Raw genomic sequence first — 11,842 nt, forward strand, 5'->3', positions numbered from 1 at the left:
AATAGGTCATGATTTTCAAAATATTGAGAGGTCGTCATGAAGCTAACGGGAACAATCGTATCCGCACTTGCCGCAGCGCTGATCGGTGGCGGGGACGCATTGGCGCAGACCTCGAACCAGCCTCAGTCAGCGGCACAGACGATCACGCTAAAGCCGGGGACGCGCATCGTGCCCCGGCATGTCTATGACAACAGGCGCAACACGACCGGCCAGTACGTGCCGCGCGGCTATCGTCGGGTCTGGGATGATGACCGGCTGAACACGCATCGCGCTGAGATTACCGTCGCCCCGGCGGTGGCGGTGACGCGCCAGACTTACAAGGTCCCGCGCGGATACCGCTATGTCTTGCGTAAAGATGACCGCCTCAATCCCGGGCGCGGGCTGCGCACACCTGCAGGTGACGCGCAGACCGACCGGATCTGGCAGCGTACGGTACCGCGTAAACTGGTGAAACTGCCGACCGATCAACCCGTCTATGATCTGACTGAAACCGACGACCTGCTGGCCGCCACGCCGGACGAACGGGGGGTTCTGCGGGTCTCGACCCGGTCGGACCCGTCGCTGGAACCGCAGCGTTACCTGCGAATCTCGTCGCATGACACCAGGGCAGAAGCACAGAGTGTCGCGCGTCAGGTGCAGGCAACCGGGCTGCCCATGCGCTATGGCGTGACGCGACGCGGCGACCGGACGCTGGTTCTGGCCGGGCCATTCGGCAGTGAGAATGCGGCTGAGGCGGCGCTTGCCAAGGCGCGCAAGGCCGGGTTCCGCAAGGCGCGGATGATAAAGTAACGGATCAAGTGCCACAGATATTCTGCAACCGCACCCAGACGCTGTCCGGCAGCACCGGTTCAAGAGTGCGTCCGGCCATGGGGTCGGCCTCGATCAGGCCCAGAACGGTCTCGCCGGTGATGTCGCGGGCATAGGCGTAGGGCGTCGAGGGCATAGCGGCCTGACCAAAGACCGACAGTATGACATCATCGGGCAACTCGGCGCGCGGCGCCGACAGCACCTGTTCGGCATAGTGATCGAGGCTCTCGCGGGTAAGATCACCGGTGGTCAATAGGCGAAAAGCGGCAAGCGGGCCTGCGGTATCCAGCAACTCGGCCAGAGGGTCCACCGCCTGTGCCCGCGCGCGTTCCACCAGAATGTAGCCGGCGGCAACGGCGGGGTCTTCGTGATCCTCGATCAGAGTCTTGTTCACGGCGACGATGCCGCCGGGCAGATGCAGCGTGTCGGCAATGCCCCCTGGCAGGACAACCAGCCGGTCCACACCGGTGCGGCGCGCTAGCACGCCGAGCGCGGCTTCCTCCTCATTGGCCGAACAGGCGCGCCCGGCAACGCGTTCGATGCGGTCCAGAACCGCGTGCCCGATCGCGATGCGCTTAGTCTCGGGCACCACCGAAGTCACATGCCGCTGCAACGCGCCAGGCAGCCAGAACACCAGCAGCGCCGCAACTGCCGCGATAACGCCGGTGACGCTGGCCCAACGCAGGCGGCCGGGATGCGGGCGCGCCCGCGCGATGGCGCTTTGCAGCCGCGCGATTGCCTCGATCATCGTGGTTTCGGATTCGGCCAGTTCCAGCGTTTCCTCGGGATCGCCGTCAGGATGGAAAATGGCCGGGAAAGCGCCCGGGTTCTGACGCTCCAGCGCGGCCAGCGACCAATGGGTGATCGCCTGATCGTTGAAGTCCGAGATGGTCAGCGTCGCTTCACCGATCGAGACAACAACCTCGCGGCGCTGTTCATCGGGATGCGGGCGCCAGAGCCCGGTGGCCTCGATCCGGTCATATTGCGTGAGGGCGGTCATATGCGCTGAAACTGCTCGTTTGTCTTTTGGCGCAGCCTAACATGCGGGCTGCCTGCGCCGCAAACGCCTTGCACCCGCGAAGGGGCACGAATTTGGGATTGCAATGGCCCGGTCTTGCACCGCAGCATGGGCCGGATCGGATGGGGCGCGGGACGGAACATGCAACCAACATCGCAGGGATCGTTGCTCAGCGCGGCCATGTTGATGATCGCGGCGATGTCCATCATTGGAGTGATCGACAATTATATCGTCGTTTTGGCCGAGTTTATCGGGCTCTGGCAATTCCATGTGACGCGTACACTGGTGGCGTTGCCGCTGATTGCCGGCCTGTCATTGCTGGGGCTGGGCGGGTTGCGGCCGGTACGATACTGGGCGGTTCTGCTGCGGTCCCTTTTGCTCGCGACAGCAATGATGTGCTATTTTACCGCGCTGGCCTTTATGCCTATCGCGCAGGCATTGGCCGGCCTGTTCAGTTCTCCGATCTTCGTACTGCTGATCACCGCCTTCGTCCTGCGCAAACCGGTTGGACCATGGCGGATCGGTGCGGTGTTGATCGGGTTTTCTGGTATCCTGCTGGTTTTGCAGCCCGATCCGAACGCCTTTGACTATCGCATTCTGATCCCGCTCTGTGGTGGTTTCTTCTATGCGCTGAGCGCGATTACCACCCGGAGCCTTTGTGCAGAGGAAAGTACGGTTGTCCTGCTCGGCGCATCGATCGGCGCGCTTGGTCTGATCGGAGGTATTGCCCTTCTGGGTTTGTCCCTGTTCCCGCTTGAGGCAGCGCCCGGCCCGGACGGGTTTGCGGCTCGCGGTTGGGTCTGGCCGATGACACCGGCGATCCCGTTTGTGCTGCTTCAAGCCGTGGGATCGGTGATCGCGGTCTATATGCTGACCAAGGCCTATCAACTGGCGGAGCCTTCTTATGTGTCGGTTTTTGAGTACTCGGTAATGATCTTCGGACCGCTCTTTGCCTGGTTTGCCTTCGGTCAGTCCCTAGATGTAACGCAGATCTTCGGCATCGGCCTGATTGCGCTTGCGGGTATCACCATCGCCTTGCGCTCGGGTTAATGGTTTTGCCGGGCGGCCCAAGCGGTTAGCGTGTCCCCCATGATCATCTCGCGCGGCCGGTCCTATATCTTTGTTCACATTCCCAAAACCGGGGGCACGTCGCTGGCGCTGGCTCTCGAGGCGCGGGCGATGAAGGATGACATCCTGATCGGCGATACGCCAAAGGCCCGCCGCCGCCGCCAACGGCAGCAGACGCTGCCCGCGAGCGGGCGGTTGTGGAAACACGCCACGCTACGCGATATCGACGGTGTGGTCAGCGGTGATGAGCTTGGGGATTTCTTTGTGTTCACGCTGGTGCGCAACCCCTGGGATCGCGCGGTCAGCTACTATCACTGGTTGCGAGAGCAGCGTTTTGGCCATCCGGCAGTGACATTGGCGAAGCGGCTTGAGTTTGAAGCTTTCGTGCAGCATCCCGACACGCTGGCCGCCTTCCGCAGCCACCCCTTTGCCAGCTACATGCGGGATGCGGCGGGGGTCGACCGCGGCAGTCTCTATATCCGTATCGAGCATTTTAAGGCCGATGCCACAACGCTCTGGCAGCATCTGGGCTTTGAGGTTGTCATGTCACACACCAACCGGTCCGAACGTTTGGCAGATTACCGGCGCTACTATACACCGCCAATGGTCGATGCGATCGCCGGGGCCTGCGCCGACGACATCCACAGGATGCAGTACCAATTTGAGTGATTTTCAGGAAAAATTGTTTCGAAATGAGACTTGATGATTGAACCTCTCGCGAGATTGTCTGTATCGCGTTGATATCTGACACAAATCCGTTCAGTTCGGAGCTTGAATAAGACTTCCGAATCGGCCTTGCTTTACCTAAGGTAAACTTGGGATGGATGGTCTATTTTGCTACCTTGGGGAGAGAAGCATATGGCCGAACCTAGGACCAAGTGCGATGCCGCTGCAATGGCGGGTCGCAAAGCCCTGTCTTGGGCTGGGTCCTTGGGGATGGTAGAAAAAACACTTTCCCTGGAATGAGATCCCGCTTTGGCGGGTTGTTTGGAGCCCCCCCCTCTACCTCCAAACACATTACCGGCGCCCAATTACGGGGCGCCGGTTTCCGTTTCATATAGAGCTGCGATCAGGCCGCTTTGGCTTCGGGGTCGAACCTTCCATAAAAGCTCTGACCCTTGGCGGCCATGTCGCGCAATAGCGGCGGGCAGGCGAACCGGTCGCCATAGGCAGCGGTCAACTGGTCGCAGCGTTCGGCGGCATAAGGCGTGCCGATGATGTCGAGCCAGCTAAGCGGGCCGCCGGACCAGGGCGCAAAGCCCCAAGCCAGAACCGCACCCACATCGCCTTCGCGGATGTCCATCAGCACGTTCTCTTCCAGCGCGCGCACCGCTTCCAGAACCTGTGCGAACATCAGGCGTTCCTGCACCTCGGTCAGATCGGGCTGATCGTCGGCCAGCGGGTATTTCTCGGCCAGACCATCCCAGAAACCGACGCGCTTGCCCTTCTCGTCATATTCGAAGAAGCCGGCATTTGCCTTGCGGCCCAGACGGCCCAGGTCTTCCAGCCAGAAGATCAATTCGTCGGCGGGGTTCTCGGGATAGTCGTCGCCCATCGCTTTTTTGGTCGCACGCGCGATCTTGGCCCCCAGATCGATCGAGGTCTCGTCGTTCAGCTGGATCGGACCCACTGGGAAGCCGAGCTGCCGTGCGGCATTGTCGATCAGGGCAGGCGAGACGCCTTCGGTCAGCATCCGCAGACCTTCGTTGATATAGGGAATGATGCAACGGTTGGCGTAGAAGAAGCGCGCGTCGTTGACCACGATCGGCGTCTTGCGGATCTGGCGCACATAGTCCAGCGCCTTGGCCACCGCGCGGTCACCGGTTTCGCGCCCCTTGATGATCTCGACCAGCAGCATTTTTTCGACCGGCGAGAAGAAGTGAATGCCGATGAACTGTTCGGGGCGCGAGGACGCCTTGGCCAGATCAGTGATCGGCAGGGTCGAAGTGTTGGAGGCAAAGATGCAATCCTCGGGGATCACCGCTTCGACCTTTTTGGTCATCTCGGCCTTGACGGCGGGGTCTTCGAAGACGGCTTCGACGATCAGGTCACAGCCTTCAAGTGCTGCCAGATCGGGCGTTGCGGTGATCCGCGACAGCATCGCCTCTTTCTTTTCGGGGGTCGCCTTGCCGCGCTTGATGCCTTTGTCGAGATAGGCTTCGGTATAGGCCTTGCCCTTGTCGGCGGCGGCCTGGTCGCGGTCGATCAGAACAACCTCGATACCGGCCTGCGCCGAGACCAGCGCGATGCCCGCGCCCATCATGCCCGCGCCTAAAACGCCGAGCTTCTTGACCGTCTGGTCCGCGACGCCCGCAGGCCGCACGGCGCCTTTTTCCAGCGCCTGCTTGTTCAGGAACAGGCTGCGGATCATTGCTGAAGAGGACGGGTTCATCAGCACGTTGGTGAACCAGCGTGCTTCGATCTTGAGCGCGGTGTCGAAATCGACCAGCGCGCCTTCGTAGATTGCCGAAAGCAGCGCCTGGGCGGCGGGGAAGGCGCCTTGCGTCTTGCTGTTGACCAGCGCCGAGGCACCGACAAAGTTTGGGAACCCGGCGGGGTTGTAGGGCGCACCTCCAGGCATCTTGTAGCCCTTGGCATCCCAAGGTTTGATGATATCGGCGTTGGTGGCGTTCAGTACCCATTCGCGCGCCGCAGCGAGCGGATCAGCGGAAACCTCGTCCACCAGCTTAGCGCCCTTGGCCTTGGCCGGGTCCAGCATCTTGCCTTCCAGCAGAACCGGCGAGGCCGCCATCAGCCCTACCATGCGCGAATAGCGGATGGTGCCACCGCCGCCGGGGAAGATACCCAGCAGAATCTCGGGCAGACCGATCTTGGATTTCGGATTGTCGGTCATCACACGGTGATGGCAAGCCAGCGCGATCTCGGTGCCGATGCCCGCGCAGGTGCCGTTGATGGCACAGGCCACCGGTTTGCCGCCCTTGTTGGTCTTGGGCTCCATGCCCGCACGCTCCAGTTTGCGCAGGGTGCGGTGGCCGCTCATGGTGAAATCGAACAGCGCCTTTGCTGGTTCATCGCCCGCTTCTTCGCGGATCGTGGCCAGCGTGTTCAGGTCCATGCCGCCGGCAAAGTCCTTCTTTGCGCTGGTAATCACGATCCCTTTGACGGCGTCATCCGCCAGCGCCTGATCAATATAGCCCTCGACCAATCCAAAAGCCTCACGGGTCAGCACGTTCATGCTTTTGCCTTCGGCGTCCCAGGTGATAATCGCGACGCCGTCAGCGTCCACTTCATATTTAAAATCGGTCATGTCTCATCTCCGATCTGGTCAGCCGTCAGCGGGCTGCCATCCTTGCGGGTGAAGGTGAACTCGTTCTGGTCAACCTTCACCATCATGTCGATATCGCTGTAATAGCCGGTTTCAGTCGGGGTTCGGGTGCCCACCACCAGAAAGGCGGCAGGGGCATCCGATTTGTTTACAAGGTGGTGCCCGTTGGCATCTCCGGCCGGGAAGGTGGCGCAATCGCCGGGTTGCATCGCATGTTCGCCGTCGTCGTCGATCAGCGTGCAGACCCCTTCAGTCACCATCACGAACTCGTCCTGTTCCATATGGTAGTGGCGCAGGGAGGACGCAGCGCCGGGTTCGAGCCGAACCAGATTGACCCCGTATTGGGTCAGGCCACCGGCATCGCCAAGCCGTTGGCTGCTGCGGCCCTCGCCATTGCGCGCGAGCTTGCCGGGATAGCCCGATCCGGTCTGCCGCTCGATCTGTGTAAGGTCCAGCTTTGGCATCAGACACGCTCGATGATCGTTGCGGCACCCATGCCCGATGCTATGCAGAGCGTGGCAAGGCCGGTTTCCTTGTCCGAGCGTTCGAGCTCGTCCAGCAAGGTGCCGATGATGATCGCGCCGGTCGCACCCAGCGGGTGGCCCATCGCGATCGAGCCGCCATTGACGTTGACCATTTCGGGATCGACGTCAAAGGCCTGCTGGAAGCGCAGCACGACGCTGGCGAAGGCCTCATTCACTTCGAACAGGTCGATATCACCGATGCTCATGCCATTGTCGGCCAGGATTTTCTGGGTCACCGGAACCGGGCCAGTCAGCATCATCGTGGGCTCGGTGCCGATTTTTGCAGTGCCCTTGATGCGGGCGCGCGGCGTCAGACCGTTTTTCTCGCCAAACTCCTTGTTGCCGATCAGAACGGCGGCCGCACCATCCACGATGCCCGAGCTGTTGCCCGCGTGGTGGATGTGGTTGATGCGCTCAAGATGGGGGTATTTCATCAGCGCGACCTTGTCGAAGCCGGGCATCTGCTCGCCCATCATCTGAAAAGCCGGGTTCAGGCCACCCAGCGACTGCATGTCGGTGCCGGGGCGCATGTATTCGTCATGATCCAGAATCGGAATGCCGTTCTGGTCCTTGACGGTGATCACCGATTTCGAGAACCGGTTCTCTTCCCATGCCTTCGCCGCGCGGCGTTGCGATTCCATGGCCAGCGCATCGGCCTGATCCCGGGTGAAGCCGTATTCTGTGGCGATCAGATCGGCCGAGATGCCTTGCGGTACGAAATAAGTGTTCATCGCGATCGAGGGATCGACCGCAATCGCTGCCCCGTCGCTGCCCATCGGCACGCGGCCCATCATTTCGACACCACCGGCGATATAGCCATCGCCTGCACCGCCCTTGACCTGGTTGGCGGCCAGGTTGACTGCCTCCATGCCACTGGCACAGAACCGGTTGATGGCAAGACCCGGGATCGATTCGTCGAGGTCGGAGGCTAGCACGGCAGTCCGTGCCAGGCAGGCGCCCTGTTCCATCACCTGGGTCACGTTGCCCCAGATCACGTCCTCGACGGCATGGCCTTCCAGGCCGTTGCGCTCTTTCACAGCATTCAGCGTCTCTGCGCTGAGCCGCGCGGATGTCACCTCATGCAGGCTGCCATCCTTGCGTCCCTTACCCCTGGGGGTACGCAGAGCATCGTAGATGTATGCTTCGGTCATGTTGCTCTCCTCAAGCTCGGTCCGACGGTTTGCCGGGCATCAGATCATATGGGTGTTTCCAGCCACGCGTTTCACTGATCCGCGTGAGCCAGGTGTCGATATGGGGCCAGTCGGCCCGGTCAAACCCGAAAGGTTCCGGATAATAGAGGTAGCCGCAGCAGCTGATATCGGCATTGGTGATCCCGTCGCCGACAATCCAGTCGCGCCCGTCGAGATGCGTATTCAGTGTCGCATAAGCGGCCTTGAGCCGGCCCTGGTTGAAGGCGATCACCTCGGCGGGGCGTTTGTCTTCGGGCAGGAAGTTGATCAGGAACCGGGTCAGGCCCGCCATCGAGCTGAATTTGTGGTTGTCCCACAGGACCCAGCGCAGAATGTCGTATCTCTCGGCCTCGGTGCTGCCACCGAATCTGCCGGATTTGTCGCTGACATAGGCCTGGATCGCACCGGACTGGCTGGTCCGGAAATCGCCGTCGACCAGCACCGGCGCCTCGCCCATTTCGTTGACGTCACGGCGGTATTCGGGGGTTCTGGTCTGACCGTTGAAAAAGTCGACAAACACAGGCTCCCAGTCGAGCCCCGACAGCTCAAGGGCTAGCGCCGCCTTGTATGAATTCCCGCTTTCTCCGAAGCAGTGGAGTTTTATTGCCATCTCTACGCCCCTCCCATGGTGCGTGTCGCAGATATCTGGTTCCGCGTATTTCAAGAAAAAAGACAGGATCGGTCGCGCGGATGCACCGCGGCAATATCTTCTTGCTTCAAAGGCGCATCGCCCTAGGCCCTGGTGAAGGCCGTCAGGGGGTTGGTTATCGTTTTCGGTCCTCCAGTTCCGCATTGAACAGACGGAGTCTGTGGGTCAGGTTCTCGTCATTGATGACGCTGTTGAAATTCTCGAACAGAAACGACAATGCTTCGCCTTCGTCCAACCCTGCCTCGGTGGCAAACCTCTTGAGTCTGCGATAGCCATCCTCGGTCATGGCGACAGGGAAGCGGCGGGTCAGGCGGAAACGTTTCGGCATCTCGATCCTCGAGGTTGAAGGGCACCGGGCCGGGTGGCCCGGTGCCAATCTGGGATCAGAATTGATCGGCGTCTAGTGTCATCACCGGTGCCGCACCCGATTGGATGCGAGCCAGGTGCATGCCGGTGGCAGGCAGGCGGCGGGCCATGTAGTAGCGGCCGGTGACCAATTTGGTCTCATAGAAGGCCTTGTCCGAGGCACCCTCGGCTAGCGCGTTGCGCGCGGCCAGCCCCATCTGGGCCCACATCAGACCCAGACAGACATGACCGAACATGTGCATGAAGTCGTTGCTGCCAGCCAGCGCCTCGTTCGGGTTCTTCGCAGCGTGCTGCATGAAATACATGCCTGCCGATTGCAGATCCTTCGAGGCCGCTTTGAGCGGTTCGATGAAGTCGCGGTCATAGGCTTCGTCCTGACCGGCGTTTGCCTTGCAGAAACCTTTTACCATTTCAAAGAACGCCATGACATGCTTGCCGCCATCCTGCGCCAGCTTTCGGCCCACCAGGTCCAGAGCCTGGACGCCGTTGGCGCCTTCGTAGATCATCGCGATACGGGCGTCGCGGGTGTATTGAGACATGCCCCATTCTTCGATGTAGCCATGTCCGCCATAGACCTGCTGGGCTTTAACGGTCATGTCGTAACCTTCGTCGGTCAGGAAGCCCTTGATGACCGGGGTCAGCAGCGAGATCAGGCCGTCTGCATCCTTGTCACCGGAACGGTGCGCCTTGTCGATCATGGTTGCGCCCCACAGGATGAAGGCACGCGCGCCTTCGGCAAAGCTCTTCTGATCCATCAGGCTGCGGCGGATGTCGGGGTGCACGATCAGCGGATCGGCCGGACCATCTGGGTTTTTCACGCCGGTCACGTCGCGACCCTGCAGACGGTCCTTGGCGTATTCCACGGCGTTTTGATAGGCGGCGTCAGCCTGGCTCAGGCCCTGCATGCCGACACCCAAACGGGCCTCGTTCATCATGGTGAACATGGCGCGCATGCCTTTATGTTCATCACCCAGAAGGTAACCGGTTGCTTCGTCGTAGTTCATCACACAGGTCGAGTTGCCGTGGATGCCCATCTTTTCTTCGATATTGCCGACAGCCGCGCCATTGCGCTCGCCCAGGCTGCCATCCTCGTTCACAACGAATTTAGGCACGATGAACAGCGACACGCCTCCGATTCCATCGGGGCCGCCTACGATCTTAGCCAGCACCAGATGAATGATGTTGTCGGCCATGTCATGTTCGCCGGCCGAGATGAAAATCTTTTGGCCCGAGATCTTGTAACTGCCATCCGCCTGAGGTTCCGCCTTGGTGCGCATCAGACCCAGATCGGTGCCGCAATGCGGTTCCGTCAAGTTCATGGTGCCAGTCCACTCACAGCTGACCATGTTGGGCAGATAGGTGTTCTTTTGGTCTTCGGTGCCGTGCGCCAGGATCGCCGAGGCCGCACCGTGGGTCAGACCCTGATACATGGTGAACGCCTGGTTGGCGGCCGAGAACATCTCGCCCACGGCGGTTGCCAGGACATAGGGCATGTTCTGCCCGCCATATTCCTCCGGCATGTCCAGACCCGTCCAGCCGCCCGCTTTCATCTGCTCGAATGCGTCTTTGAACCCGGAGGGTGTATAGACGACGCCGTTTTCCAGGCGGCAACCTTCCTTGTCGCCAACCACATTCAGCGGGTGCAGCACGTTGCTGGCGATCTTGCCGGATTCCGCCAGGACGGCGCCGGTGAAATCGGCTTCCAAATCGTCATAACCCGGAATATCCGAGGCCGAGACATTCAGCACATCGTGCAGCACAAACTGTGTGTCTTTGGTAGGAGCGTTGTAGATTGGCATGAAGGGCTTCCTTTTGGACTGGTCGGCAATCTTCAGGGTATTAAGATCATTTGGCGGTTTTTTTTGTTTCTTCCATCGAGACGAGGATTTTTTCGCCCCATTTCAACTGCGCTTTCAGATCGTCTATCGCCTGGGTCAGTTCCTCGCGCTGCGATTCCATGTCGGCAAGGCGATCACGGGCAATTTCGAATGTGCGTTGCAGCTGCGTGTGTTGCTGGTCACCAATGTGATAAAGGTCGAGCAATTGGCGGATCTGTTCGAGGCTGAAACCGAAGCGCTTGCCGCGCAGTATCAGTTTCAATCTCGCTCGGTCCCGTTTAGTAAACAGGCGTTTCTGGCCGTCCCGGATCGGGAACAGCAACTCCTTGGCTTCGTAGAAGCGCAGGGTGCGAGGCGTGACCTCATATGCATCACACATCTCGCGAATTGTCATCGTGTCTTCGTGCATGTTCTCAGACCTTCAAACTAACAAGCATTACGCCATGCAAATGCGCAGCCTGCGGGCGCAATACAACACCATCTTTACGTTGACGTAAGTGAGACGCTGCGTCACTTGCTGCGTTGACGTCGGATCATCTCGTTGGGTAGCAAACGGGCGTGGCGTCGAACGCAGATTTTACACAACGATAACAATGCGTTAGCCCCCTTACATCGGCGGGACCGGGCCGAAAATGCCTATTTCAGCAGGTTCGCCGTCTGATCCCGCAGGCGTATCAACTCGTTCATCGCATCATCCAGCTGCTGGCGCTGTTTGCCTAATTCAGCCAGTTGACGGTCGGCCATTTCGACAAAGGTAGCCATCTGCACCTTGTCGCCCTTGTCTTCGTAGATCAGCAGCCACTGGCGAATCTCTTCCAGCGCAAATCCGCAGCGTCGCCCCCGCATGATCAATTCCATGCGCGCCACTTCCCTGTGCCCATAGAACCGGGACCGGCCTTCGCGGTCGGGCTGCAGCAGTTCGATATACTCATAATATCGCAAAGTGCGTGGCGTCACTTCGAACTTGGAGCACATTTCCTTGAAGGACAGACGCGTCTCGGTCATCGATAATCTCCTTGTATCGCAACCTATTGCGTCGTCTGTTTCTGCGCAACAGTGGGGCTTGCTCTTTTGCGGCGCGGCACATCATAAAGAG

General features: G+C 60.1%; 12 protein-coding genes. 3 read left to right on the top strand and 9 right to left on the bottom strand.

Annotated features, from left to right (window positions below):
- The first annotated feature begins 36 nt into the window (after positions 1 to 36).
- A complete protein-coding gene (locus AB1E33_RS14885; RefSeq protein WP_372578053.1) occupies positions 37 to 789 on the top strand; it encodes an SPOR domain-containing protein in 753 nt (250 codons plus the stop codon).
- A 4-nt stretch (positions 790 to 793) separates the two neighbouring features.
- Here AB1E33_RS14885 and AB1E33_RS14890 read toward each other — a convergent pair whose 3' ends face one another.
- Positions 794 to 1,807 (bottom strand): hypothetical protein, encoded by a 1,014-nt coding sequence (locus AB1E33_RS14890; protein ID WP_372578054.1) that lies wholly within the window; start codon positions 1,805 to 1,807, stop codon positions 794 to 796.
- A 159-nt stretch (positions 1,808 to 1,966) separates the two neighbouring features.
- On the opposite strand from AB1E33_RS14890, the gene AB1E33_RS14895 reads away from it, so the two are divergent.
- Both AB1E33_RS14895 and AB1E33_RS14900 read left to right on the top strand, forming a co-directional pair.
- Positions 1,967 to 2,875 carry a DMT family transporter gene (locus tag AB1E33_RS14895; protein WP_372578055.1) on the top strand — a complete coding sequence of 303 codons (909 nt, stop codon included), beginning with the start codon at positions 1,967 to 1,969 and terminating at the stop codon, positions 2,873 to 2,875.
- Positions 2,876 to 2,914: 39 nt separating this feature from the next.
- Positions 2,915 to 3,562 carry a sulfotransferase family 2 domain-containing protein gene (locus tag AB1E33_RS14900; protein ID WP_372578178.1) on the top strand — a complete coding sequence of 216 codons (648 nt, stop codon included), beginning with the start codon at positions 2,915 to 2,917 and terminating at the stop codon, positions 3,560 to 3,562.
- A 400-nt stretch (positions 3,563 to 3,962) separates the two neighbouring features.
- Here the strand turns inward: AB1E33_RS14900 and AB1E33_RS14905 are convergent, their stop codons facing one another.
- From AB1E33_RS14905 to AB1E33_RS14940, 8 genes are all read right to left on the bottom strand, one after another.
- Complete coding sequence (locus AB1E33_RS14905) at positions 3,963 to 6,161, bottom strand: 3-hydroxyacyl-CoA dehydrogenase NAD-binding domain-containing protein (protein ID WP_372578056.1); 2,199 nt, start codon at positions 6,159 to 6,161, stop codon at positions 3,963 to 3,965.
- The gene (locus AB1E33_RS14910; protein ID WP_372578057.1) at positions 6,158 to 6,643 is read right to left on the bottom strand and encodes a cupin domain-containing protein; all 486 of its coding nucleotides are present in this window, start codon (positions 6,641 to 6,643) and stop codon (positions 6,158 to 6,160) included. Before AB1E33_RS14910 ends, AB1E33_RS14905 begins: the two co-directional genes overlap by 4 nt.
- The gene (locus tag AB1E33_RS14915; RefSeq protein WP_372578058.1) at positions 6,643 to 7,854 is read right to left on the bottom strand and encodes an acetyl-CoA C-acetyltransferase; all 1,212 of its coding nucleotides are present in this window, start codon (positions 7,852 to 7,854) and stop codon (positions 6,643 to 6,645) included. The genes AB1E33_RS14910 and AB1E33_RS14915 overlap by 1 nt, the downstream gene beginning before the upstream one ends.
- 10 nt (positions 7,855 to 7,864) lie before the next feature.
- Complete coding sequence (locus tag AB1E33_RS14920; RefSeq protein ID WP_372578059.1) at positions 7,865 to 8,503, bottom strand: glutathione S-transferase family protein; 639 nt, start codon at positions 8,501 to 8,503, stop codon at positions 7,865 to 7,867.
- Positions 8,504 to 8,657: 154 nt separating this feature from the next.
- The gene (locus AB1E33_RS14925; RefSeq protein ID WP_372578060.1) at positions 8,658 to 8,870 is read right to left on the bottom strand and encodes a hypothetical protein; all 213 of its coding nucleotides are present in this window, start codon (positions 8,868 to 8,870) and stop codon (positions 8,658 to 8,660) included.
- A 55-nt stretch (positions 8,871 to 8,925) separates the two neighbouring features.
- Complete coding sequence (locus AB1E33_RS14930) at positions 8,926 to 10,707, bottom strand: acyl-CoA dehydrogenase C-terminal domain-containing protein (protein WP_372578061.1); 1,782 nt, start codon at positions 10,705 to 10,707, stop codon at positions 8,926 to 8,928.
- A 46-nt stretch (positions 10,708 to 10,753) separates the two neighbouring features.
- On the bottom strand, positions 10,754 to 11,155 hold the full coding sequence (locus tag AB1E33_RS14935; protein WP_372578062.1) for a MerR family transcriptional regulator: 402 nt from the start codon (positions 11,153 to 11,155) through the stop codon (positions 10,754 to 10,756).
- 227 nt (positions 11,156 to 11,382) lie between these two features.
- Positions 11,383 to 11,751, bottom strand: coding sequence for a MerR family transcriptional regulator (locus AB1E33_RS14940; RefSeq protein WP_372578063.1), 369 nt, complete (start codon positions 11,749 to 11,751; stop codon positions 11,383 to 11,385).
- Positions 11,752 to 11,842 lie beyond the last annotated feature (91 nt).

Origin of the sequence: Ruegeria hyattellae (assembly GCF_041537925.1) — a bacterium.
GTDB lineage: Bacteria > Pseudomonadota > Alphaproteobacteria > Rhodobacterales > Rhodobacteraceae > Ruegeria_C.